Below are 26,226 nucleotides of genomic sequence, written 5' to 3'. Positions count from 1 at the left end.
CAAAACAATATAATCAGCAATCTTCTTATGTTACTGATAGTTATAAATCCTTAACAACCCTTTAATCCTTCTAATAATCTCCTCTTGTACATGTGCCGGCTCTAAACATTTACACTTATCACCGAAACTAAGCAAGAGATTATATCCAAATTCATCTTCCACAAAGGGGAAGTTCACCACTAATTTACTATCTCCATAGGACTGAATATTTTCTTCTCCGCAGTATTCCATCATCCTATCTCTTAGAGATTCATCAACTAAAAGCTTAATTGTAATAATGTTTTTCTCTATATATTCCCAAGATCCTAAGGCCTTGCCGTGAAACTCCCGTGGAGTAAATGTACCCTCAAGAATCTTAAGGGCTGAAATACGAGATAGTTTAAAAATACGGAAATCCTCTCTAGAATCACAGTAACCCTGTAAATACCAATTTGATTCCTTTAATACCAGCCTATAAGGCTCAACTTTTCGGTTGCTTCCTTTACCACCACGATCGTAATATTCAAAGGCTAGTAATCTTTTTTCATTAAGTGCCTCTTTAATTTTTTCAAGGTTGAGCTGCAAATTCTTGTTTCCCATCCATGGGGTAAGGTCTATAGAAATTTGTGTTGATTTTAATTCAATATCTCTAATCTTTTCATCTGGAACTAAAGCTTTCACTTTAGCAAGAGTATTAGTAATTTCGTCTTTAGTCATTGCTCCGGAGATACTTCCAAGGCCCATTAAAAGAGTTATGATATCGGAGGTAGTAAAAAGTTTCTTATCGATTTTATATTCTTCCATAATTCCAATGCCACCGTTAACTCCGGGGTAAGTAATTATAGGTATACCTGCTGTATTTATTGTTTCTATATCTCTATATATAGTTCGGGGAGTTACTTCAAACATTTCAGCAAGCTTAGTTGCGCTAATTTTTTTACGTTGAAGCAATATCATAATAATGGAGATTATTCTATCTATCTTCAATTATATCAATCCTTTGTTAATTTATATTTCATCATATAACCCTGACATACTGCTGTCAAGGTTATATGATAGAATAATACTATATTAAATAAGAAACTCTAATAGTAGTTTCAAACAACTTACAAAGGAGAATGAAAATGAACTTTTTAAAAGAATTTAATAGAATAATGGAAGAAACTACTAATATAGCCCTAGCGACTACTGTGAATAATATACCCAATGTTAGAATTGTAAACTTTTATTATAATCCAGAAAACAAAGGTGTTGTTTATTTTGCATCCTTCAAAACTAATCCTAAAACATCGGAGTTCTTAGAAAATAATACGGTAGCATTTACAACAGTGCCAAAAGTTCCAGATGAAAACTCTGAACACGTTAGAGTCACTAATGCTAAAGTTGAAAAAAGTAACTTAACTATATTTGATTTAAAAAATGAATTTACTAAAAAGCTTCCAAGTTATGAAATGTTAATAACACAGGCTGGAGATATGTTAACTCTTTACGAGATTCATTTTAAAGAAGCTAGTGTAATTTTAGATGTTAATCACCACGATAAAATAACTTTATAAGATACTCTGTAATCTAGCTTATATAATTTATTTTTTATTAACAACTGCTATAGGTTTTACTAAAATTATAACCCTTAAGTTCATAAGTTCTATTTGCTTATGTTATGAATTTAAACTCTAGCTCAGCCTTCAAGGAAAATTGAGCTAGAGTTCAAATTATTTATGTTATAATTTCTGTTAAACCCCCGTAGATCCAAATCCTCCAGTCCCTCTTTCAGAGTCTGTTAACTCTTGGACTTCCTGTATTTTAACTGTTAGTATAGGTTTAATCACCATTTGTGCAATCTTCATACCCTTCTTTACCGAAAAACACTCTTTTCCATGATTGATTAAAATTACACCGATTTCTCCCCTATAACCTTCATCTATAGTTCCTGGTGTATTTAATACTGTAATTTGATGTTTTAAAGCTAATCCACTTCTTGGTCTAACTTGCGCTTCTGTATTTTTAGGTAGCTCTATTGTTATACCCGTCTTTATAAGCTTGCATTCACCTGGATTTATGTCTAAGTCATCTACTGAAAACAAATCCATCCCTGCATCGCCTTCATGGGCAAATTGAGGGATTATTGCATCAGGGTTTACTTTCTTTATTTTTAAAGTTATAGAATTATTCATAGTTGTGCTCCTCTCTATTTTAGTACTAATCTATTATAAAATAGAGATGGGAAAACTACTAGCTTTCTAAGGAAAAATATAGTTTTTATGCCTCTCTATTCAACAAACTTAATCTTATGAAAGGGTGATTTAATTGATAGAAGGTTACGTTAAAGAATAATGTTGAAAATTGAACTCTTTATTTACATACAAAACAACACAATTGTTATATAATTATATTGTTTCATGTATGTCTTTTGATGAAGAGTATGTGAAAAAGCATAGCAAGAAGACTTAAAATTAAGTCTTTAGGCGGATTAACTAGAGGAGGACATTTTATGAAAATCTCAAAAAAAGATGCGTTGATGTGGTTTGAATTTTTTTCAATATTGCCAGAGGATGAGGAACTAATGACAAAACAACAAGAAATCATTTACTCTACCTTTGCACAAATTGAGGCAGCGGTTGATCATAGAAATGATACATTAATGTCAGAAATTAAAAGTTTAAAAACTTTGGAGAATAGAACTTTTTTTGTGGGAAATGAAAGCAAATTCTCAAAGGGGTGTCGTTCTTGCCTGTTGGGAACCGGTTTGAATGCAATTAGGAAAACGAACAAATGTAATTTAGAGTGTAAGTTCTGTTATAATTATGGAGAACTAGATAATATTTCTCCCGTTGGCGAAGGTATGTGGGAAATAGGAGGTACAAAATTTTATGAGAAGGATATTGATTTACTTCTTTCCATCCACCAGAAACCCACTGGCGTTTCCTATGTTTATTTAGAGCCCTTTATGGAAATTGAAAAATACTATTCCATTATAAGAAAATTTAAGGATGCTCAAATTTATCAACATCTATACACAAATGGAACTTTAGCTACTGAAGAGACATTGAAAGCATTAGGTGAAGCTGGTCTTGACGAGATACGTTTCAATCTTGGTGCCTCTAATTGTTCAGACAAGGTTATTCAAAATATTGGAATAGCGAAAAAATATATTAAAAATGTAGGTATTGAAACTCCAATGACTCCTGAGTTTTTCGAAGCGTTTTTTAAGAAAAAACAAGCAATCTTCGAAACAAAAGTTGATTTTATCAATTGTGCAGAATTACATTTAAATGAGAATAACATAGACAATTATTATGGTGAAAACATGTATATTACAAGACATGGCTATATATCTCCGATTTGGAGTAAGGAGTTAACTCTTAAATTCATGAAAATAGCCGATGAAGAAAACTGGGATTTAGCAGTTCATAGTTGCTCAAACAATACAAAATTTGCAAGAGACTTAAACCTGAGCAGTAAAGAGGGTAAGTGGTTCGGAGCTAGTAACTATGGCTGTGAGTTTTCCAGGATTCCATACGAAGTATTTTTACCAATACTACGTGATGAGAATTTCAAATTTTTAAGTGAAGAAGAATTACCTGAGGGCTATAAAGCAGGAGAAATGATTTTTTAGAAAGTTTTATCATTTCTTTTCAAGAAAAAAATTTGCCGTCAAGAACCTACTAGGTTCAGGCGGCATTATTTTTATTTTGCAAATCTGAAATATGAAGAATTTTGTAGTTTTCAAAGTTTCTCGGAATTTTTGAATTCTCATAGGCATAATTTGTTATAACAACATAGTTGTTTTGCCAGAGACAAAAAATAACTAAAACTATAGATAAACAGCCTGTTATATAAAAATTGTTAAGTAAAACTTGCTTATTTAAAAATGCTCCCCCATTTTTTATTTAGTTTTTCCTACACCTTTTTAAGGGACTCGGTTTCTAATTTTACTTACTATAAATATTAATAACGGAAAGAAAAGCTGAAAAGGAAGGGCATAGTATTTATAATATTTGGCAGTCCATGAAACTAAACTCATTATGTCCTCATATAGTATGTTGGATAAATTAAGCATTACTAAACCTACTGGAAGGCATAATATTTTATAGTTATTTATTTTAAACATATTGCTTATTCCTAGAGAAGTAGCATAAAGACATAAGCTAATTTTTATCATTCCGAAAACATTTAAAATTACTCCTCCAATTATCTCTAATCTTTGAATAAACTCTCCTACTTTAATTCTGCTAAGTAATGTGTAAAAGGGGAAATATAAAAAACCCAGTATTTTTTCTCCTAATATAGACACTTGGAAAAAGCTATTTATCACTAGCAGCACACCACCTAAAGTTAATCCTAGAAAGTACCCCTTTTTTAACGCTTTTTTGTTCTTTATTTTAGAAAACACAGTAATAAACAAAATACATTCTCCAAAGGGAAAGGTAAGCGTAGACCAGGTTCCTAGCAGAACAGGCTTTATACCTTGTGCCATTATGGGGAGAACATTATATATATTTATCTTTGATATAAGCAGAGTAATAAGAATGCCCATAGTAAGCAAAGTAATTACGGTAGCAAATAACGAAAACTCTGCTATAATCTCACACCCCTTTTTTACCATATATACTGCTGTTAATGCGGATAAAATTATAATTGCCATTCTAGGAGTTTCAGGCATAGTTAATGTATTCATAAACTCCCCGAAGTCTCTTAATGTAAGTGCCCCTAAATGCAAGAAATACCATACATACAGAATATTTATAACCTTTCCTAGAATCCTCCCCATAACCTTCTCATTTATTGAATATAGGTCTTCACCTTCATAAATTAATTGTATTTTATAATAAAGCATGAAAAGTATGTATGCTGCTCCTAATGCAATAATTACAGAAATCCATGAGTTTCTTTGTGCTTCTATTGCAGTTGGAAATATTATTGCTCCATCTAAAATAAAAGCTAAAATTAAAGCTGCTGCCTGTTTGGATGATATTTCCTCTTTCATAATACTCTTTTACTCCCCTGTAATAACCATTATAACTTTTTTAATCCCCTCTGAAGGACTAGGTATCCTTATTTCTAGTGCAATTAAGCAGCTAAAAATAAAAGCTATTAAGAAAATTATAGCATAGGGTAAGAATTTCCTTAGTTTATACTCTTTCAATACAGGATAACCATCAATCATAAATAAAATTCCATATCCAATAATAACAAATGTAATAGCCAAACAATCCCTCTCCCTATTCTGTACTTACCACTTTTCCCGTATTTTCAATGTTAACCGTTACCTGTACCTCTACTGGCACTTTACTAAACTCTTTATCCCATTCATTTTTTAAGTTGTTCCATAGTTTAGGGTTACTAATTTCCACAGCCTTTCCAAAACCAAATACATCTGATTTATAGTCCTGTTGAACAAATTTAACAGTTTTAAGAATATGGTCTCTTATATCAGCCTCTACAGTATTTTTAAGATTTTTTATAGACTTCTCATCCACATAATTCATAGGGTAATTCATCTCACCAACACCTGCATTTAATTCTATAGACACTAATACACTTATATTTTCACCATCGCTTTTTTTACTGCTCTTAATTTTAGTTCTTGAGTCAAAAATCTCCATAGTTGCTAACTTAGCTTCTGTTAGATCTTTCCCTTCATTAATTGTACTAACCATCAAAGGGTTCTTAAATTCATTTCTTAAAAGCACTACCACTAAAGTTTCATGGGGGCTAAGTTTTCCTACCATTCTGCGATTTAAGAATACTGCAGACCCTTCTATTCTAATCATATCTTTTCCTTGGTCTTTATAAATTGTAATAATCGGTACAATAGGCTTTATAGTCTCCTCTAAAATTTTAGACCCAAATTCCACTAAATCCTGCTCAGGAAATGTTCCCACAAACTTTTGTGTTCTCATGGCATACCTTAAGGTAAATTGTCTTTCCTTCTGTAAGACAGCCTCTAATCTTACTACCTCTTCTGCCGATGAACCACAGCTGATGTAGAGCATGTTATCTTGCCTTACTTCGGCATCTCTATAAAAAAAATCTAATGTTTTAAATACATCTTCTTGAGCTACTTTATCGCTTATTATAATAGACTGCAGGTGGCTCCAATAAGTTTTTCTTCCATATAAAGGTGCAGATTTTCTTATTGCTTCAAATACGCTTTTTCCTTCAGTGGATATAACTACAGGAACTAATTCAATACCACTGGCAGTAGGTTTTGCGTTTATAGCTCTTATAGTTATCCTATACATATCCTTTTTTTTAGCATAGTCTATGCCTACAGTCCCAACCACTAATCTCTCGTCTATCTCACTATAACTCCAGCATCCGCTTAGCAATACACTGCAAACAATAGTTAATAATATAAAAATACTTTTTCTATGTTTCATTATATTGTATCACCTCGTGGAAAACTTTTTCTTACTACTATTACGAACAAGGTTTTTAGCTGCAATTATCCTTATTCTGTACTTCATATACCACCAAGGCAGCCTGATAATTGTATCCTGTACATCATAGCTTCTAAAGGTTGTAAGCCCCATTGTATAGGGAACTCCAAAGGACTTAAGAGAAAGCATATATGTTGTTATCAGTATAAGTGAGAAAACTAGTCCATAAAATCCTAATATTGCAGAAAAGGCAAGACAAAATAATCTAATGAAAACAACAGGCCCAGTAGTAAAGGGTAATAAAAAACTGGTTGTTCCAGATACTGCCGTCATAATTATAATCGGTGCACTCACCAATCTTGCACTAATTGCTGCCTGGCCAAGTATCAGTCCTCCTACAATACTTACAGTTGGCCCTATATTAGGAGGTAGTCTTCTGCTAGCTTCAATAAGAGTTTCAAAAACTAGAAGCATTAACAGTAACTCCAAAATCGTTGGAAAAGGTATGGAGTTTCTTGCTGCCATAATGCTAAAAAGCAAATTAGTTGGTATAAGTTCCTGATGATAATTTACCATAGCTAAATAAATAGCTGGAGTCAAACTGGTTATAGCAAAGGAAATATATCTTAATATCCTGTAAAAGCTTGCTATTGTATAGCTCTTGTAATAATCTTCATTGGTTTGAAAATTCTCCACAAGTAAATGAGGAAGAGTCAAAATCTGTGGACTTCCATCACATATTACTACAACTCTCCCCTCTAAAAGTTTGGCACAAGCAATATCAGGCCTATCAGTGAATCCTATAGTCGGAAACACTGAAAGAGGTGAATCCTCAATAAAACTTTCTATATAATAGGAGTCCAAAATACCATCCAGTTCTACTTCTCTTATTCTTTTAAATACCTCTTCGACTATCTTATCTGATGCAATATTTTCCATGTAACTTATGCATATTTGCGTTTTTGTTTGTGTTCCCAATGTTAAATATCTTATCTTTAAATCCTGATTATGTATTATTTGCTGAATTAGGGCTACATTTGTATCAATAGACTCTGTAAATCCTAATTTAGGACCTCTTGAAACCTTATTAGATTCTGGCTCTTCTATAGCCCTTTCTTTTCTTTTTGAAGTATCTACTACAACAGCTTCTTTGCAGCCTTCTATAAATAATACTGCATTCCCTTTCACAAGATTATTTATACAATCATCAATGGTTTCTATTTTGTTGTTATCATGTGTCAGCATTACTTTTAGGAGAATAAAATTTATCCTTTTATCCGCTTCAATAGCACTACTAATTTCTTTTGACATTATGGGCTTTATTATACTCTCCACTATTTCCTTAGTATCACATAAGTTTTTTATAAATATAGAACAAAATTGTATACTTTCCTCCGACGCACTTTCGAATCTTTTATATATCAAGGATTGATTGTCGCTTAAAATCGTTTTAACAGCATCTATGTTTTTATCTATATTCTCCATAATAGGGATGCAACCTTGTTGAATATCCATATTATACTCGCCCCGTTCCCTTTAATCTTGGAATCCTTTCATATTTTATTCTTTGCTATATATTATCTATAAATTTTGTTAGTTTATTCTAAAAATGAATAAATTATAAATACAGGAGAATAGTAAGTTAATTAATACTTCAATTATTTCTATATAGTTTATACCCTGTGAAAAACTCTAACTAGGTTAAAAAACGAGCAGTGGTATAACAGATTAAAATTAGTTATACCACTGCTCGTTTTTATCTACATGATGTTCAACGGATTTTATCAGAACTTTTATAGATATTTTTTCTTAATACACAGCCCTGTTTACAAAATTCACTTTGCATTTTATTATGAATAAACTTATCCTATTTACCAAAAACCTCCTCCGCTATCTTGACACTTTCCCTAGCATCCCTAGCATAGAAATCTGCTCCTATCATCTCAGCATATTCCTTATTTAAAACTGCTCCGCCAACCATAACCTTACAATCAGCACCACTTTCCTTTAAAGCTTCAATGGTCTTTTTCATATTAGCCACCGTAGTTGTCATAAGGGCGCTTAAGCCTACAAGCTTAATATTATTTTCCTTTACCACTCTAACTACCTCTTCAATTGGTACATCCTTACCTAAGTCTATAACTTCAAAACCATAGTTTTCTAAAAGTACCTTTACTATATTTTTGCCTATGTCATGAATATCACCTTTAACTGTTGCAACTACTATCTTTCCTTTTTCAATGTTACTAGTTCCACTGGTTAGAATGCTTTTCTTTATAACCTCAAAGGACCTTTTAACAGTTTCTGCAGATTGAATAAGCTGAGGTAAGAAAATTTCCCCGCTTTCATATTCTTCTCCAACAAAGTCCAATGCAGGAATAATATATGAGTTTACTATTTCTATAGGCTCTTTAACCTTTAAAAGCTCCTTAGTACACTGCACAGCATCTTCTTCAATTCCAGCTATTATTATTTCTTTTAGGTCCTTATCTAAATTATTGTTCTTTACCTCAAAATTAGACTCTTCCTTATTTAGCTGATTGACCTTTGTACCAGCCTTTCCATATTTGCTTATATAATTTTTACTTTCCTTGTCTATATTTGAAAGCACTTCAAAGGCATTAATAGTGGCTTTTATCTCTTCATCACCTGTATTGGTTATAGGCAAATCAAGGCCTGCATAAAGAGCCATGGAGAGGAAAGTTCTATTTAAAAGCTTTCTATTTGGAAGACCATAGGATATATTACTTACTCCAAGTACAGTTTTAACACCTAGTTTTTCCTTTACCAGCTTTATAGCCCTTACTGTTTCTAGAACATCCTTCTGTTGAGCAGATGCTGTCAGTGCAAGGCAATCTATGATTATATCCTTTTTATCTATACCGTAGTCTTTAGCTCTCTTTAGGATTTTCTCTGCTATCTTTACTCTTTCCTCTGCAGTAGCTGGTATTCCCTTTTCATCTATGGTAAGAGCAATAACAGCGCCGCCATACTTTTTTACTATAGGAAACACCTTTTCCATGGTACTTTCCTTTCCGTTAACAGAGTTTATTATAGGCTTTCCATTATAAACCCTAGCTCCTGCCTCTAATACTTCTGGAGTTGGACTATCTATGGTAACCGGAAGCTGAACAACCTTTTGTATTGCCTTCACAGCCTTAGTCATCATTTCCTTCTCGTCAATTTCAGGAAGTCCTACATTTAATCCTAGTATATCAGCTCCCTCTTCCTTCTGCTTAACTGCTTCAGCTTGAATATATTTTACACTTTTCTCTTTTAATTCTTCTTTATACCTTGCTTTTCCTGTAGGGTTAATTCTCTCCCCTATAATTTTAACACTACCATCTAAGATTACCGTTTCAGTAGCAGAGCAAACTGCAGTATAATTTTTAGGTTTTGTATCAGCAGGCTTTAATCCCTGTAAAATTTTCACCGATGCTTTAATGTAATCTGGATTTGTACCACAACAGCCTCCAAAGATTCTTACTCCTTTTTCTGCCATTGTCTTTATATATTCTGCAAACTGCTCTGGTGCTATGTCGTAAATAGTTTTTTCACCGTCATACCTTGGCAATCCAGCGTTTGGCTGAACCATAACGGGGATAGAAGAATATTTTAGAATTTCTTCTACTATAGGCATAAGCTCCTTAGGTCCCAGTGAGCAGTTAACTCCTAGAGCATCAACACCAAGTCCTTCTAGTACAAAGACCATTGTTTTAGGATCTGTACCCATTAGAGTTCTTCCATTCTCTTGAAAAGTCATAGTACAAAATACTGGCAGAGAACTATTTTCTTTAGCTGCAAGTATTGCCGCTTTAGTCTCATATAAATCTGACATAGTTTCTATTAAGATTAGATCTGCTCCTGCTTTCTCTCCTATAATTACTTGTTTTTTAAATAACTCATAGGCTCCTTCAAAGCTTAAACTTCCTGTAGGCTCCATAATCTGACCTATAGGTCCTATATCTAAAGCTACAAGCTTATCTGCCGCTGCTTCTCTAGCTACCTTAACCCCAGCAGTTATGACCTCTTCTATTAAAAACTGAGACTTACTATATTTTAATTCATTGGCACCAAAAGTATTAGTAATTACTACATCAGAACCTGCTTCTATATATTGACGGTGTATCTTTCTTATAATATCTGGATTAGTTATATTAAGACTTTCCGGTAGTTCTCCTACCTTAAGCCCTTCTCTTTGAAGCATAGTTCCCATAGCTCCATCAAAAAACATAAATCTATCTTTTAATGACATCTTGCCCACTTCCTTTCTCATAATTGTGTCTAATAAACCTATATATTAATTTAGATTTGCTTTCTCCTAAATATCCTCTTGCAACGATTCTATCTAGAAGGAGCTTACTGACTTATAATTTACAGACTTACGAATTTCCTCTACACTTTTTAGGATTTTCTTTACAATTTCTGATTTGTTCATAGTATAAAGATGTATACCCTCTACTCCACTGGCAACTAAATCAGAGACCTGTTCCGCCGCATAAACTGTACCTGCTTCTAACAAAGCTTCTGGTGAATACTGATATTTGTCTAAAAGTTTTTTCAGTCTATCAGGAATAGAAGCACCAGAAATCGATGAAATACGGTTTATTAAAGTCCTATCTACAGCAGGCATAACTCCAGCAATAACAGGAGTATTAATATTATACTTATATAACTTCTCCTTAAAATCATAAAAACTATTATTATTAAAGAAAAGTTGGGTAATTAATACCTCTGCACCACAATCTACTTTATCCCTAAGACTTTTTATTTCCCTATCTATATCCATAGATCCCATATATCCTTCTGGATAGGCTGCTGCAGATATACAAAACCCCTTTCTCTGAGCTAATTCACAAATTAAGTCTTTGGAACTATTGTACTCTAAGTTCTCTGGTAATACAAAATCCTTGGGTATATCCCCTCTTAAAGCCAGTATATTGTCTATATTATTTTCCTGTAGTTTATCCAGCGTATTTTTAACTTCTCTCTTGGTATAAGTTATACAGGTTAAGTGAGCTACTGTCTCTATTCCAAATTTATTTTTCACTGATGATGCTAGCTCTATACTCCTGTCTTTGCTGCTTCCTCCAGCACCATAGGTTACACTTATAAAATCCGGATTCAACTCTTTTAACTCTGCAATAGTGTTGTATATTCCATCTAAGGATACACTCTGTTTTGGTGGAAATAACTCAAAGGATATTGTTAACTTTTTATGTAGAAATAAATCTTTTATAAGCACTTTAAAACCCCCTTATTTATCGTATTTAGGTAATGATTTTGCAGCTGTTATAAAATAAAAAAGCTGCCTTTTCATAAGAAAAGCAGCTCTAAAAATCTTAAATTAATATTATGAGACTACTATTCTTATCTGTCAGAATAACTAATATTCTGCAGGAATTGACACCGATACATTCACTTTCAAATGCCGGTTGTCGGGTTTCATAGGGCCAGTCCCTCCACCACTCTTGATAAGAAAATTTTATTATATACATTTTATGCTAATATTAATACTTTTCATTATATTTGTCAACAAAAACTTTAGAGCTGCTCTAACCATTGAAACTGCTCACATTTCAGAATAAAACCTTGATATATAAGGTTTCTAAGGATCTATAATTACATAGATTAAAAATAATTCACATAAAGTTGTTGTATAATTATCATGTAATAATTATTCCCCCCTTCTTTTATAGAAAAAATTTTTTAACGGAAAATTAAGGAATATCAACATTTTATGAAATTTATAAGAACTTAATATTCAAATTTTTGTTTTTTATATATTGACAGCGCATTCTAATATCTGGTATGATAGTTTCAATCGAATACGGAACTTCTTATCAAGAGAGGCTGAGGGACTGGCCCTATGACGCCCGGCAACCTGAATATATTAACAGTATATTCAACGGTGCTAATTCCAGCAGGTAGTAAACCTGAGAGATGAGAAGCATGAGGATTTAAACTTCTTGTGTCTCATCAACACGAGAAGTTTTTTGTTTTACGTAAAATTTTTAAGCAGAAGTAAAAATAATTTGCTTAGTTAAACTCTAAATATAGAAGTTCCGTGTGAGTACAAAATTATGAATTATTTGAGGAGGAATTTATTATGACAAGAAAATTAGGATTTGATACTATTCAAGCACACGGAGGACACACACCAGATGCAAGCAGTAAATCAAGAGCAGTTCCAATTTATCAAACATCTTCTTATGTTTTTGACAGCGCAGAACATGCTGCTAACTTATTTGGTCTTGCAGAATCAGGAAATATTTATACAAGGTTAACAAACCCAACTACTGCTGTCTTAGAAGAAAGAGTTGCTCAGCTAGAAGGCGGCGTTGGTGCTGTGGCCACTGCTTCAGGAATGGCTGCAATTACTTACGCTATAACAAATATCGCAGGTGCTGGTGATGAAATAGTCGCTGCTGCTACCCTCTACGGTGGAACTTACACACTATTTACTCATACCTTTAAAAACTTTGGAATTAAGGTCAATCTTGTAAATCCAGATGATCCAGCAAACTTTGAAGCTGCTATAACTGAAAAAACTAAGGCAGTGTATATAGAAACTATAGGTAATCCAGGAATAAACCTTGTAGATATTCAAGCTGTTGCAGATATTGCACATAGCCATGGTGTTCCTCTAGTAGTAGATAATACCTTTGCATCACCTTATCTTTGCAGACCAATCGAATTTGGCGCAGATATTATAGTTCATTCTCTTACAAAGTTCATTGGCGGACACGGCACATCTATAGGTGGTATAGTTATAGATTCAGGAAAATTCAACTGGGATAATGGAAAATTTCCTGGTCTAGTAGAGCCTGACGAAAGTTATCACGGACTAAAATTTGTAGAAGCCGTTGGTGCTGCTGCTTATATTACTAAGTTAAGAGTATCTCTTTTAAGAGATTTAGGAGCTTGTATATCACCATTCAACTCTTTCTTACTTATATTAGGAGTTGAAACTCTATCCCTTAGAGTACAAAAGCACGTAGAGAACACTAGAAAAATCGTGGAATTCTTAAGTAATCATCCTAAAGTTCAGTGGGTTAACTATCCAGAATTAGAGGGTAACAAATATTATGATTTATCTAAAAAGTATCTTCCTCTAGGAGCCGGTTCTATATTCACTTTTGGGGTAAATGGCGGAGTTGAAGCTGGTAAAAAGATAATAGAGAACGTGAAAATATTCTCACACCTTGCTAATGTTGGAGATGCTAAATCCTTAATAATTCACCCAGCTTCTACAACTCACTCTCAACTTAGTGAAGAGCAGTTAACTGAAGCAGGAGTTAGCCCTGAACTTATAAGAATTTCTATAGGAATTGAAGATGTGACTGACCTGATTGCAGATCTTTCAGACGCATTAGAGCAAGTATAAGGCCTTAACTTTATAAAATTAACGCTTTATAACATTATAACTTTGCATTAATATAGCCCACTAGACAATTGGTAGTATCCCATGTTTCCTCCTAATAGCATAGTATCTTTAATATATTTACTACCAATTGTCTTTTTATAAATTTGGAGGTGTATCTATTGAATGAATTTAATTATAGAAAGGAAGGTTTTAAGGAGTATCTTACCTTTTCTAAAAAGAAAGACTTTCTCCTTGAGAGCGAAAAAAACTTTGGTCCAATAACTCTATGCTTTGAAACTTATGGAAAGCTGAATGAGGATAAGAGTAACTGTATACTTATAACTCATGCTCTAACTGGTGATTCTCATCCAGCTAGGCATGCTCCAGAAGATACTGAAGGTTGGTGGGAAGATTTTGTAGGTGTTGGTAAGATATTCGATACTAACAAGTATTTTATAATCTGCTCTAATATTTTAGGAGGCTGCAGCGGTTCCACAGGCCCCTCATCTATAAATCCTGAAACAGGCAAAGCTTATGGAATAACCTTCCCTATTGTTACAATAAAAGATATGGTTAATGCCCAAAAGAAAATACTAGATTACTTTAATATAAACCATCTTTTAGCTGTAGTAGGCGGTTCTATGGGTGGACTACAAGCACTTCAGTGGGCAGTATCTTATCCTGATTTTATAGACGGAGTTATAGACTTAGCTTCACCTCTTAACCTAAGTACAGAGTCTATAGGAATAAATCACATTATGAGAAGAGCCATAATAACTGATCCTAACTGGAATAAAGGAGACTACTACCAGGCAGCAGTTCCTTTCAATGGCTTATCTATAGCAAGAATGATTGCTATGCTCACCTATCAAACTAAGGATTTAATGAATAAAAAATTTGGAAGAAAAACTAGAAATAATATAATAGATTTCTATCAAGGGTTTGATGCAGAATTTGAAATAGACAGTTACCTAAACTATCAAGGAAGTAAGCTTGTAAATAGATTTGATGCTAACACCTATCTTTATATAACAAGAGCAATGGATTTATTTGATTTAAAAAGAGAATACGGTTCCTATGAAGCAGCCCTTGGTAGAATAAAATCCAAGTTTCTACTAGCTTCAATCTCCTCTGATACTCTCTTCCACATAGGTGAACTTAGAAAAAGCAGAGATATACTAAGCTTAAGCGGTGTAAATTTAGAGTACCATGAAGTCCAGTCAAACTGCGGACATGATTCTTTCTTACTGGAACCAGGAAAATACGAAGAATTTTTAAAGGAGTTTTTAGATAGTATCAAAAGTAATTGGAATAACGCGGACTATAATGCTGGGAGCCTATAAGACTTCTTGGTTTTTCGGCAAAATAAAAGTTTTATCAATAATACTAATTAGGAGGTAGAATTTATGGCATCAATAGCAGTCCTAGGTTACGGCACAGTTGGTACAGGTATAACTGAGCTTATAACGAAGAATAGGGAAAGATTCAAAAAAATTACCGGTGAGGAATTAAAAATATCTAGCATTCTTGTTAGAGATATAGAAAAACATAGAGAAAAAGTTTATTCTAACTTACTTACAAATAATATAGAGGATATTTTCAGAAAATCTGTGGATATAGTAGTAGAAGTTATGGGTGGAATTGATCCCGCTTATGAATATATAAAAAGAGCATTAAAACTAAAAAAGCATGTGGTAACAGCTAATAAGGATCTTATTGCTGAACATGGCAAAGAACTTTTAGACTTAGCTGACAAAAATGGAGTAACACTTAACTTTGAAGCAAGTGTAGGTGGCGGTATTCCTATTTTAAAACCTTTAATGGAATGTCTTATGGGAAATGAAATTAAAAACATTAAAGCAATCCTAAACGGTACTACAAACTTTATACTTACGAAAATGGATAAGGAAGACATCAGTTATGAAGATGCCCTTAAGGAAGCTCAGCAACTAGGTTTTGCAGAGGCCAATCCTGAATCAGATGTTTTAGGCTACGATGCGGCTAGAAAGCTTTCTATTCTCTCAACTATAGCTTATAATGAAAAGCTAAACTGGAAGGACATAGTCACAGAGGGCATAACTCAAATAGATAAAGAAGACTTTAAATATGCTAGAGCACATGGATATAACATAAAACTTCTAGCTATCAGCAGCAGAGAAGAAGATAAAATTTATGCTGCTGTAAAACCTGTTATGGTAAAAAATAATTCTCAACTAGGCAAGGTAGAAAATGAACTAAATGCTATTGTATTAGAAGGCGATGCCGTTGGAAAAGTATTATTTACAGGAAAAGGCGCCGGAATGCTTCCTACTGCCAGTTCCGTATTTGGAGATATCACCGATATCATTCAAAACAAAAATAAAAAAGTACTCAGATTTAACGAAAAGGAAGCCTCTGTACAAAAGTACTGGAATAATAGTTCTAGCTGGTTTGTAAGAATAAAAACCAAAGCTAGAATAGAGGTTATGTGCAGCATTGCCGGAGACTTTGAAAACTGCCATATATTTTCTAAATACGCAACTAATCCCGGTGAAGTTGTTGCTCTAGTTAAATGTAAAAGTGAAGATTTCCTAAGCGCTAAAATAAACAAACTACTGGAGCTACCTTATGTACATGAAATAAAAAGATTCTCTATTATAGAAAATTAAGAAAACCCCACCTACATTGCCAAGGTGGGGTTTTTATCATTCAGTAAACTAAATCACCTCTGAATTTTCACAAGACTCTTTTTCCATAAAAGCCTTTATGCATATCTCCACTAAGTTAGGATCAAACTGTGTTCCAGAACATCTCCTTAATTCTTTTATTGCCTCCTCAGCAGACACAGCTTTTTTATAAGGTCTTTCATGAGTCATAACATCAAAGGCATCTACTATAGTCATTATTCTGGAAAGAAGCGGAATATCATCTCCCTTTAACTCTTTAGGATATCCAGTTCCATCATATCTTTCATGGTGGGTAAGTATTTTATAGGCAATATGCCTTAAATCAGGGTTAGAAGAGGCTATCCTGTATCCTATTTCTGAGTGAGTCTTCATAACAGCCCATTCCTCTTCAGTTAACTTACCTTTCTTATTTAAGATTTTATCATCTATTGCAATCTTACCTATATCATGAAGCTTAGCTAACAAATATAGCTCATCTGCTTTGCTTGTACTTAAGTTTAGGAGTTCACATATCTTTACACAATAGTTATATATACGTTCAGCATGTTCTTCTGTTTCATAACTTTTTTCCGACAGGGTCTTGCTTAGTGAAGAAATAATGCTGTTTCTTGAACTCTTGTCCTCTAACAACTTGTTCCTATACATTTTTTCTTCCGCTTTCTTAATTATATCAGCTATATCCTGTTCTCTTTTCTCTTTAGTAGCATGTCCTAGAGCTATGTTTATATAAATCGAGCCTACTTTTCTCTTTAGACACTCGTTCTTTATCTTTAAACACATTGCCTCTGCTTCCATTTTATTTGTGTTTTCTGATATTATTATAAATTCATCTCCACCATAACGGGACACAATTGCGTTAGAGCCGCAAACCTCTTTTAACACCTCAGCAGACTGTTTCAATAACATATCTCCTTCTTCATGTCCAAAGGTATCATTAGTTATTTTTAATCCATTTAAATCCCCCATTATAATTGAAAGAGGCAGCCTTCCATTGCTGTTTATCTTTTCAATCATAAATTCATAATATCCTCTATTAAAAATCCCTGTAAGCTTATCATAGTAGGTTAGGTAATTTAGCTGCTGTTCATACCTCTTTTTATCATCAATATCCGTTATTATACCTGCCATTCTTTTAGGTTTGTCGTCTTTAGTATACTCTACAACTCTGCACTGATTTAGTATCCACTTATAGTCACCCTTCTTAGTAAGAATCTTTAATTCCATAATGTTTATACCTAAAGTTCTCCACATACTATTTTTGAAAAAACTCTGAGCGTACTCATAGTCATCCTTATGAATTAATTCTTTCCAACCTCTAATAGATAAAGGTGCCTCCTCCTTTGAATAACCTGTAATAGACAAAAACCTTTCGTTAAACTGTAAGGTGTCCTTTTCCATATTCCAATCCCAAAAACCTGCATTAGCACCTTCTAACACTAACTTAAGCTGCTTTTCACTTTCTGAAAGCTTTTTATTATTTAACTCAATCTTCTCCAGCATATTATTTATTTCAAAGGATAGCATCCCAAGTTCATCCTTACCTTTAGCCCTAACTCTAGAAATTAAGCTGTTTGTTAAATCTATTTTACTAACTTCATTGCTTATAGTCTCTAAAGGTTTGATTACAAGTACCTTTAATAAGATCATAGCTAATGCAAAAAGACTTATGGCACAAACTATAAGAGCTAAAACAAAGAAATGGACGGAGATGATACTATTATTATAAAGGGTTCTTTTTGATGCCATTTCTAAAAGGAATAGCGGTTTACCCTCTGTCCCCTTAATTATAGAGTAGGATACTATTTTATTCCTGTCTACTTTTTCAACATAAACATCTTGTTTGTTAAAATCAATTCTTTTGTTTCCTGCACTTATTATACCGTTAGAATCATTAATTCTATTTATTCTTATTTTAGATTCTGTTACATTCTCAATTTTATTTATAATAGAGCTATCTATATATTTCCCCATAATAAGGGTTCCTTCTGATGGAGAACTAAACCATGAGTCTGTTATAGGCCTTGAAGAAATAATCATTGGATTTCCATTCACCGATATTTTATCAGATATTACGCTATGTACATCTTTGTGATTTGTTATTAATTTACCTTTATCTTTAATATAATATAACAAATCCTTTGGTAAATCTTCTTTGCTTCTATTCTTTAAGTCAAAAAAGGCAGAATACCTTATTTCATTGTTCTTGTCCAGAAAAATAATTGTGTTAATCTTTAAAGTACTAAAGGTGTATTCATTTATATTAGATTGAATATATTCAGAATTATTTTTTCTCATGTATTCCAAAGTGTCATCCCAAGGTGCCCAATCTGCACTAATAGAATTTAATTCTTCACTACTACTATCAATTAAATATTCTGCATGCTTAACTCTGCTAAATACGCCTTCTTCTTCTTGATGTTTTATATCTCTTATAATATATATCCGTGTCCCCATATAGACACCCATAATTATTAATATCAAGTACATTAGCATAATACTAAAAATTTTAGTTCTAATTCTCAATATGAACACTCCATTTACTATTATAATAAAGGGCTGATGTATTACTTAAACTTATAACTACCTATTATATCAATTATATATTATTTTACATAAACTTGGAATATTCTACATAAAATTAATTATATTTAATGAAAGAATATAATATTTGGAATATTTATTATGCTTTATACATAAAATACCAAACAAAAAGAAGCAACACCTTAAATGATGCTGCTTTTTATGTTTATATACTTATTTTTTTAATTACCTCTTCAGTAAATTCAGTAGTTCCAGCACTGCCGCCTAAATCTTCTGTTAAACATACCCCTTCTCTTATAGTCTCTGCCAATGCCTTTTCAATTTTTTCTGCCGCCTCACTCTCTCCAATGTGGTTAAGCATCATCACTGCTGTCAAAATAGCCGCTGATGGATTGGCTTTATTTTGGCCAGCTATATCCGGTGCTGAGCCATGGGCTGGTTCAAAAACTGCACCATCTTCTCCAATATTAGCTCCAGGCATTAGTCCAAGTCCGCCAACAAGACCAGAAGCCATATCTGAAAGAATGTCACCATATAAATTAGGCATTACAAGAACATCATAATTTTCTGGGTTTAATACAAGTTTCATACTCATAGCATCTACTATAACATCCTCAAATTCTATATCCTTATATTCTTCTGCTATGTTTCTTGCACATTTTAAGAAAAGGCCATCAGAGAGTTTCATAATGTTTGCTTTATGAACCGCTGTCACCTTTTTTCTATTGTGTTTTCTGGCATAGTCAAAGGCAGCTCTTACTATTCTGTCACTAGCCTTTTTAGATATAATCTTTATACTTTCTGCAATGTCCTCGCTAACCATATGTTCTATTCCAGCATATAGATCCTCTGTATTTTCTCTAAATATAACAAGATCAACATTATCATATCTGGACTTTACACCTTCATAGGTTTTTACCGGCCTTATATTAGAATAAAGATTTAAAGTCTGTCTCAGTGTAACATTTACACTTCTAAACCCCTTTCCTACAGGAGTTGTAACAGGACCCTTTAAAGCAATTTTGTTTTTCTTTATGCTATCTAGTACGTAGTCTGGAAGAGGTGTGCCGTATTCTTCTATAACAGCAGCTCCAGCTTGTACTATATCCCACTCTATTTTAACTCCTGAAGCATCTACAATTTTTCTGGCAGAAGCAGTAACTTCTGGTCCTATGCCATCTCCAGGAATAAGTGTAATTCTATGCAACATAATTTCCCCTCCAAAACTTATAATTTAACTATGATAAAGCTAATGGCTTCTGACAACAGACAGCTTTTAATTGATTTTTCTTACTGTCCATTGCCAGCTATAAAAGTTATCTAGTTATTGGCTTTGGACATATTAAGCAGTCCACCAGCTTTTATCATATCCTTTTGTCTATTAGTAATATTTAAAATCATTTCATATTCTTCATTTTTGCTTTTGTTTCTAACTATAATAACCCCTGTGCCTACCTGCTCTACTGCATTCTCTATTAAAAGTTCGTCTAATATATCTATTTTGTCATAATCCTCAAGATTTTTAAAAACAAGAGGCATTATGCCATTATTTATCAAGTTAGCCATATGAATTCTAGCAAAGGATTTAGCAAGTACTGCCTTTATTCCTAAATATAGCGGTGCAAGTGCAGCATGTTCTCTGCTGGAACCCTGTCCATAATTGCTTCCCCCAACTATAAATCCTCCATTGTTTTCCTTAGCCTTTCTAGGAAAATCCTTATCAGAAGGAGTTAGACAATATTCAGAAAGATAAGGAATATTAGATCTATAAGGTAAAAGCTTAGCATTGGAAGGCATAATATGGTCTGTAGTTATGTTATCCCCTACCTTAGTTAACACCTTTCCAGTAACCTCATTTTCCAAAGCCTTTGCTTTAGGGAAAGGCTTAATATTAGGTCCTCTAACTACCTCCACCTTTTCTCCATCTGCTGCTGGCGGAACAATTAGGTTATCATTTACAAGAAAGTCCTTTGGCATTTCTATATCAAAGGCTTTTCCCAACTCTCTAGGGTCTGTTATATAACCAGTTAGTGCAGAAGCCGCTGCAATTTCCGGACTTACTATATAAACCTTGGCAGAAGTTGTACCGGAACGTCCTTCAAAGTTTCTATTAAAGGTTCTAAGAGATACCGCATCTGTAGCAGGCGATTGTCCCATGCCTATACATGGTCCACAAGCTGATTCTAAAATTCTTGCTCCTGCTGCAATCATAGCAGCTAAGGCTCCATTCTTTGCAAGCATATTTAAAACTTGTTTTGATCCTGGTGCAATAACTAATGACACCTTTTCATTTACAGTTTTTCCTTCTAATATTTTTGCTACCTTCATCATATCTGCATAGGAGGAGTTTGTGCAGCTTCCTATGCATACCTGATCTACTTTTATGTCTTTTAAAGAAGAAACAGCAACAACATTATCAGGACTGTGAGGACACGCAACAATAGGTTCTAACTGTGATAGATCTAGCTCTACCTCCTCATCATATACTGCATCTTCATCAGCCTTAAGCTCTATAAAATCTTCTTCCCTGCCTTGAGCCTTTAGGAACTCATAAGTTAACTCATCACTAGGGAAAATAGATGTAGTAGCTCCAAGTTCTGCTCCCATATTTGTTATAGTAGCTCTCTGTGGTACTGATAATGTCTTAACTCCTTCTCCGCAGTATTCAAATATTCTTCCAACGCCGCCCTTTACCATAAGTCTTCTTAAAAGCTCTAAAATTATATCTTTAGCAGAAATCCACTCTTTTAGTTTGCCCTTCAAGTTTACCTTAACTATTTTAGGCATATTAATGTAATATTCTCCGCCTCCCATAGCTACTGCTACATCTAATCCACCAGCACCTATAGCAAGCATTCCTATTCCACCACCAGTAGGTGTGTGACTATCGGAGCCCAAGAGAGTGTCTCCTGGGACCCCAAATCTTTCTAAATTCACTTGATGACATATTCCGTTACCAGGTTTTGAAAAATATATTCCATGCTTCTTAGCTACAGTTTGAATATAAAGATGGTCATCTGCATTTTCTGGTCCTGATTGAAGTATATTATGGTCAATATAAGCAACAGACCTTTTTGTTTTAACCTTATCTATTCCTAAAGCTTCAAATTGAAGGTAAGCCATAGTTCCTGTTGAATCCTGTGTTAAAGTTTGATCTATCTTTATAGCAATTTCCTGCCCTGCTACCATTTTTCCCTTAACTATATGATTTTTTATTATTTTTTGTGCAACATTTAGTCCCATCCCTTTTCCTCCTTTTAGCTAGCTCTTCCTTCTCTATTTTCTATAACTTCAGGCATAAGCTTTTCTACCAATAGTTCTAGTTCATTATTACCAATAATTGTTGTTCTTCCATCTACGTATTGCTCATCTACCCATTCTTTCATTTCAGCCACTCTTGGATCCTTTTTATCAATTTTGTCACTATCCTTTAGTCTATAATAAGTATTAATCCAAGCTGCAATTCCAGCAAGACCGGAGTACTCATTAACAGCAACTACTACTGGTCTTCCTAGTATTTTATCTGTGTCGAAAATATTGTATATTTCTTCATCTTTAAGAATTCCGTCTGCATGTATACCTGCTCTTGTCACATTAAACTGACTTCCAACAAAAGGAGTTCTTTCTGGTATGTTATATTTCATTTCTCTTTTAAAGTATTCCGCAAGCTCTGTTATAACGCTCATATCCATATTTTTGGAAGTACCTTTTAGTTGGATATATTCGAATATCATAGCTTCTAGTGGGCAGTTTCCAGTTCTTTCTCCTATACCTAAAAGTGAGGTATTTATTGAAGATGCTCCGTAGAGCCATGCTGTAGTTGAGTTGCTTACCACTGCATAAAAATCATTGTGTCCATGCCACTCTATCCATTCTGATGGTACACCACAATTAGTTCTCAGTCCATGAATAAGTCCCTGAACACTTCTTGGAAGAGAAGCTCCACTATAAGGAATACCTAGTCCTAAAGTGTCACAAACTCTTATCTTCACAGGAGTCTTATATTTCTTCGAAAGCTCCATTAAATTATTTACTAAAGGAACTACAAAACCATAGAAATCTGCTCTTGTTATATCTTCTAAATGGCATCTTGGGCGAATCCCATTATTTAAAGCTTCTTCAACTATAGAAAGATACATTTCCATAGTTTGTTCCCTTGTCTTATTTAATTTTTTAAAAATATGATAGTCAGAACAGGACATAAGCATGCCTGTTTCCTTTATCCCCATTTCTTTTACTAATTTAAAATCTTCTTTATTGGCCCTTATCCATGATGTAACCTCAGGAAACTTATATCCTCTTTCCATGCAAACCTGTGCTGCTTTTCTATCTTTCTCAGTATATAGGAAAAATTCTGTTTGCTTAATTATTCCCGAATTGTTATCCAACTTATGGAGATAATCATAAATTCTAATAATCTGCTCGGCACTATAAGGCGGCATAGACTGCTGTCCATCTCTAAAGGTAGTGTCTGTAATCCATATGTTTTCTGGCAAATCCATCGGAAGCTGAATTTGATTAAAAGTTACTTTAGGCACCTCTGAGTAAGGAAATATATTCTTATATAAATTTGGAGCTTCAATATTCTGCAATTGATATTCATAATTAAACTTTTTTGTACTATTCATTTTATTCTCCCCCAATCATAAACAATTATTGGCTCAATGTCTTCCGAGACACTTTTGCATGATTAAGACCTATATATTTCAAAACTATGTTAGATAGATTTACTTTTTCTTTTTTATATTTATTCTATTATATTGCATATATATTTATTTTGCTACTTAAAATTGCATATTTAAAGCATATCTACGGTTATATTTTAACACTTAAGATTTGTATTTGCAAATAAAAATCTTTAAATTATTGCAATTTTATTTCGTCATTTTTCATAATTGAGTTTTTTATAATAAAATAGGATTTTTTCGCAAGACAATTGGCACTTTACTATCTTCTGAATAGGTTGGTCTACTTTTGTAGGATTGCTTTATATGAAAAAATCACTTAGAATATATAAATAATTTTAATTTTTTATTGTTAATATTAAAAAATCATATTTTTGATATTAGTCTTTTAGATATAGAAAAGCCTAACAGGATTAAGTTTGCCTCAATTAGAGTTACATCCCTTATTTTTAGCCAAAAAAGGCCTACAGCTATTTTAGCTGTAAGCCTTTTTTTACTATCCAATATTTTTATAATATGTTAAAAGTACCAGATAGCTGTTTATTCAATGGTTATGTTACTTGCAATTATCTCTTTAACCTTTTCTGCTAAGTCTGTCTTTTCTTCCTTTGAAAGCTCATCCATATAAATAGGTTTGCATATAGTCACTTTAACTTCTGCTGACTTTATTGCACTTTTCTCATTTCCTTCCCTAAGTTTATAGCTTCCGTCTATAGCCACTGGTACTATAGGAACACCAGATTTTAAAGCAAGTTTAAGACTTCCTTTTTTGAATTCCCCAATACTTGGTCCTTTACTTCTTGTTCCCTCAGGAAAAATAACTAGATTATGTCCATTTTTAAGATTTTCAACACCTTCATTTATAGATTTTATAGATTCTCTCATGTTGCTTCTGTCCATAAATATGCAGTGCATCTGCTCCATCCAATAAGTTAAAACCCTAAATTTTAGTAGTTCCTTTTTAGCAATAAATCCAACTGTTTTATCTAAGCTGTGAATCATTATTGGTATATCAAAAAATCCTTGGTGGTTGGCTACGTAAAGACAGGTTTCCTCTGGAATATTTTCTCTTCCCACTACTTTGATATCTGCTTTTACATAGCTTAGTACATGGGATGCCCAGCCAAGAACAACATTATTTAAATAGCTCATAATTTCGCTTTTATTACCTTGCTTCTTTAATTTCTCAAACTGATTTTTCTTCATGTTTAGTTTAATGATATATGTAAAAAAATTCAAATAAAATAAAAATGATTTCATTTTACATTCGCTCCTTTGTAATAAAGTTTACTATTATAATTACAAGTGTTACAATAGTATATTATATCATAATTCACATTAAAAATCTTAAAAGGAGATGTATAAATTGAGGATTAGAAAAAAATATATAAAAATATTTGCAGCACTAGTGATATTAATATCCCTTATTACAGGCTGCAGCAATTCACCTTCTAGTGAAAATACAAATAAAATAGAGAACAAGAATGTAATGAAAGTAAATTATATAGATGTTGGTCAAGGTGACAGCATATTAGTTCAGGTAAATGGTAAAAACCTACTTATTGATGCAGGCCCAAATGACAGCACAGATAAGTTAATATCCTATTTAAATAAGCAAAACATAAAGAAATTAGATTATGTAGTTGCAACCCACCCTCATGAAGATCATATAGGTGGAATGGATGTAGTGATAAAAAAATATGAAATAGGCCAGTTCTATGCTCCTAAGAAAACAGCAAATACTAAAACCTTTGAAAGTATGATTACAGCTCTTAAATCTAAAAACCTTAAGATAAATTCAGCTAGAGCTGGCATCAACTTAGATTTAGGGGAAAATACAAAGTGCGAAATTCTTGCACCTAATAGCACAAACTACGAAGACGTAAATAACTATTCTGCTGTAATAAGGATAACCTATGGAGATTCCAAATTCCTATTTACAGGGGATGCTGAGAAACTAAGTGAAAAGGAAATCTTGAGTAAGAACTATGATATCCATAGTGATGTATTAAAAGTTGGTCATCATGGAAGTTCAACTTCTTCATCAAAGGCCTTTCTAGATAAAGTTTCCCCAAAAATTGCAGTTATAAGCTTAGGAAAAAACAATGATTATGGACATCCTCATAAGGAAACTACTGCAGAGTTAAAAAAGAGAAACATACAAACTTATAGAACAGATATCGATGGTTCAGTAGTTTTAATATCTGATGGAAAGAAAGTAACAAAGCAATAAAAAGATAGGGTTCTTATTTAAAACCCTATCTTTTTATTTTACTATTTTCTCTACGTCACAGTTTCTTCAACTATCTTAACTATAATAGCCTACTATAAAAATTTATAAAAATAAAAAAAGAACTGCAGTAGCAATTCTCAAATTTCTAAAACTATGTATATATCAAAAAATAAAAATGGCTCCGTGGAGAGGGCTCGAACCTCCAACCCTTCGGTTAACAGCCGAATGCTCTGCCATTGAGCTACCACGGAATGCCTTATCTAGCGACGTCCTACTCTTCCACTCAGTCTCCCGAGCAGTACCATCGGCGCTGAGAAGCTTAACCATCGTGTTCGGAATGGGAACGGGTGTTACCTTCTCGCCATAATCACTA

The 26,226-nt window shown here is 33.2% G+C and carries 19 protein-coding genes, 1 tRNA gene, 1 rRNA gene and 2 riboswitches; of the genes, 6 read left to right on the top strand and 15 right to left on the bottom strand.

All coding sequences use genetic code 11. The annotated features are described in order from the left end of the window. Positions 1-30: 30 nt before the first annotated feature. Positions 31-966: a YafY family protein gene (locus tag N4T77_RS15310; RefSeq protein ID WP_261672705.1), complete on the bottom strand. Its 936-nt coding sequence runs from the start codon at positions 964-966 to the stop codon at positions 31-33. A gap of 137 nt (positions 967-1,103) precedes the next feature. On the opposite strand from N4T77_RS15310, the gene N4T77_RS15305 reads away from it, so the two are divergent. After that, complete coding sequence (locus tag N4T77_RS15305; RefSeq protein WP_261672704.1) at positions 1,104-1,535, top strand: pyridoxamine 5'-phosphate oxidase family protein; 432 nt, start codon at positions 1,104-1,106, stop codon at positions 1,533-1,535. A gap of 177 nt (positions 1,536-1,712) precedes the next feature. Here N4T77_RS15305 and dut read toward each other — a convergent pair whose 3' ends face one another. After that, positions 1,713-2,153 carry a dUTP diphosphatase gene (gene dut / locus N4T77_RS15300; protein WP_261672702.1) on the bottom strand — a complete coding sequence of 147 codons (441 nt, stop codon included), beginning with the start codon at positions 2,151-2,153 and terminating at the stop codon, positions 1,713-1,715. A 317-nt stretch (positions 2,154-2,470) separates the two neighbouring features. Here dut and N4T77_RS15295 point away from each other — a divergent pair, with 317 nt between their 5' ends. Beyond that, a complete protein-coding gene (locus N4T77_RS15295) occupies positions 2,471-3,595 on the top strand; it encodes a radical SAM protein (protein WP_261672700.1) in 1,125 nt (374 codons plus the stop codon). A 294-nt stretch (positions 3,596-3,889) separates the two neighbouring features. On the opposite strand, the gene N4T77_RS15290 is transcribed toward N4T77_RS15295, so the two are convergent. The 6 genes from N4T77_RS15290 to metF all read right to left on the bottom strand — a co-directional run bounded on the left by N4T77_RS15290 (position 3,890) and on the right by metF (position 11,607). Beyond that, positions 3,890-4,966, bottom strand: a complete 1,077-nt coding sequence (locus N4T77_RS15290) for an endospore germination permease (RefSeq protein ID WP_261672699.1) — start codon at positions 4,964-4,966, stop codon at positions 3,890-3,892. Between the two features lie 9 nt (positions 4,967-4,975). Then, entirely contained in the window at positions 4,976-5,188 is a 213-nt protein-coding gene (locus N4T77_RS15285; protein WP_261672698.1) for a hypothetical protein, read from the bottom strand. Positions 5,189-5,201: 13 nt separating this feature from the next. Next, complete coding sequence (locus N4T77_RS15280; RefSeq protein WP_261672697.1) at positions 5,202-6,362, bottom strand: Ger(x)C family spore germination protein; 1,161 nt, start codon at positions 6,360-6,362, stop codon at positions 5,202-5,204. Positions 6,363-6,371: 9 nt separating this feature from the next. Further along, a complete protein-coding gene (locus N4T77_RS15275; RefSeq protein ID WP_261672696.1) occupies positions 6,372-7,877 on the bottom strand; it encodes a spore germination protein in 1,506 nt (501 codons plus the stop codon). Positions 7,878-8,229: 352 nt separating this feature from the next. Then, positions 8,230-10,617: a homocysteine S-methyltransferase family protein gene (locus N4T77_RS15270; protein WP_261672695.1), complete on the bottom strand. Its 2,388-nt coding sequence runs from the start codon at positions 10,615-10,617 to the stop codon at positions 8,230-8,232. A gap of 93 nt (positions 10,618-10,710) precedes the next feature. Then, positions 10,711-11,607: a methylenetetrahydrofolate reductase [NAD(P)H] gene (gene metF, locus N4T77_RS15265; protein ID WP_261672694.1), complete on the bottom strand. Its 897-nt coding sequence runs from the start codon at positions 11,605-11,607 to the stop codon at positions 10,711-10,713. A 122-nt stretch (positions 11,608-11,729) separates the two neighbouring features. Beyond that, a riboswitch (SAM riboswitch) is annotated at positions 11,730-11,843 on the bottom strand. Between the two features lie 356 nt (positions 11,844-12,199). Continuing rightward, positions 12,200-12,312, top strand: a riboswitch (SAM riboswitch). A 159-nt stretch (positions 12,313-12,471) separates the two neighbouring features. Here metF and N4T77_RS15260 point away from each other — a divergent pair. The 3 genes from N4T77_RS15260 to N4T77_RS15250 all read left to right on the top strand — a co-directional run bounded on the left by N4T77_RS15260 (position 12,472) and on the right by N4T77_RS15250 (position 16,376). Continuing rightward, positions 12,472-13,749: an O-acetylhomoserine aminocarboxypropyltransferase/cysteine synthase family protein gene (locus N4T77_RS15260; RefSeq protein WP_396125143.1), complete on the top strand. Its 1,278-nt coding sequence runs from the start codon at positions 12,472-12,474 to the stop codon at positions 13,747-13,749. Between the two features lie 158 nt (positions 13,750-13,907). Next, positions 13,908-15,071 (top strand): homoserine O-acetyltransferase, encoded by a 1,164-nt coding sequence (locus N4T77_RS15255; protein WP_261672693.1) that lies wholly within the window; start codon positions 13,908-13,910, stop codon positions 15,069-15,071. Positions 15,072-15,134: 63 nt separating this feature from the next. After that, positions 15,135-16,376 carry a homoserine dehydrogenase gene (locus N4T77_RS15250; protein ID WP_261672692.1) on the top strand — a complete coding sequence of 414 codons (1,242 nt, stop codon included), beginning with the start codon at positions 15,135-15,137 and terminating at the stop codon, positions 16,374-16,376. A 48-nt stretch (positions 16,377-16,424) separates the two neighbouring features. On the opposite strand, the gene N4T77_RS15245 is transcribed toward N4T77_RS15250, so the two are convergent. From N4T77_RS15245 to N4T77_RS15225, 5 genes are all read right to left on the bottom strand, one after another. After that, complete coding sequence (locus N4T77_RS15245) at positions 16,425-18,848, bottom strand: HD domain-containing phosphohydrolase (protein ID WP_261672691.1); 2,424 nt, start codon at positions 18,846-18,848, stop codon at positions 16,425-16,427. Between the two features lie 292 nt (positions 18,849-19,140). Then, the gene (locus N4T77_RS15240) at positions 19,141-20,145 is read right to left on the bottom strand and encodes an isocitrate dehydrogenase (NAD(+)) (protein WP_261672690.1); all 1,005 of its coding nucleotides are present in this window, start codon (positions 20,143-20,145) and stop codon (positions 19,141-19,143) included. A 110-nt stretch (positions 20,146-20,255) separates the two neighbouring features. Continuing rightward, positions 20,256-22,178 carry an aconitate hydratase gene (locus N4T77_RS15235; RefSeq protein ID WP_261672689.1) on the bottom strand — a complete coding sequence of 641 codons (1,923 nt, stop codon included), beginning with the start codon at positions 22,176-22,178 and terminating at the stop codon, positions 20,256-20,258. Between the two features lie 14 nt (positions 22,179-22,192). Then, positions 22,193-23,563 carry a 2-isopropylmalate synthase gene (locus tag N4T77_RS15230; protein ID WP_261672688.1) on the bottom strand — a complete coding sequence of 457 codons (1,371 nt, stop codon included), beginning with the start codon at positions 23,561-23,563 and terminating at the stop codon, positions 22,193-22,195. A gap of 597 nt (positions 23,564-24,160) precedes the next feature. After that, positions 24,161-24,880: a 1-acyl-sn-glycerol-3-phosphate acyltransferase gene (locus N4T77_RS15225; RefSeq protein WP_261672687.1), complete on the bottom strand. Its 720-nt coding sequence runs from the start codon at positions 24,878-24,880 to the stop codon at positions 24,161-24,163. A gap of 106 nt (positions 24,881-24,986) precedes the next feature. Between N4T77_RS15225 and N4T77_RS15220 the strand changes: the two genes are divergently transcribed. Continuing rightward, positions 24,987-25,853, top strand: a complete 867-nt coding sequence (locus N4T77_RS15220; protein WP_261672686.1) for a ComEC/Rec2 family competence protein — start codon at positions 24,987-24,989, stop codon at positions 25,851-25,853. A 176-nt stretch (positions 25,854-26,029) separates the two neighbouring features. Here the strand turns inward: N4T77_RS15220 and N4T77_RS15215 are convergent. Together N4T77_RS15215 and rrf are read right to left on the bottom strand one after the other, a co-directional pair. After that, positions 26,030-26,104, bottom strand: a tRNA-Asn gene (locus N4T77_RS15215). Between the two features lie 7 nt (positions 26,105-26,111). Beyond that, positions 26,112-26,226 (bottom strand): 5S ribosomal RNA (gene rrf, locus N4T77_RS15210); the annotation flags it as partial.

This window comes from Clostridium sp. CX1 (assembly GCF_025398335.1).
In the GTDB taxonomy this organism is placed as follows: domain Bacteria; phylum Bacillota; class Clostridia; order Clostridiales; family Clostridiaceae; genus Clostridium_AM; species Clostridium_AM tanneri.
The sequence above is the reverse complement of the archived record's forward strand: the minus strand, read 5'-3'. Positions and strand labels throughout refer to the sequence as shown.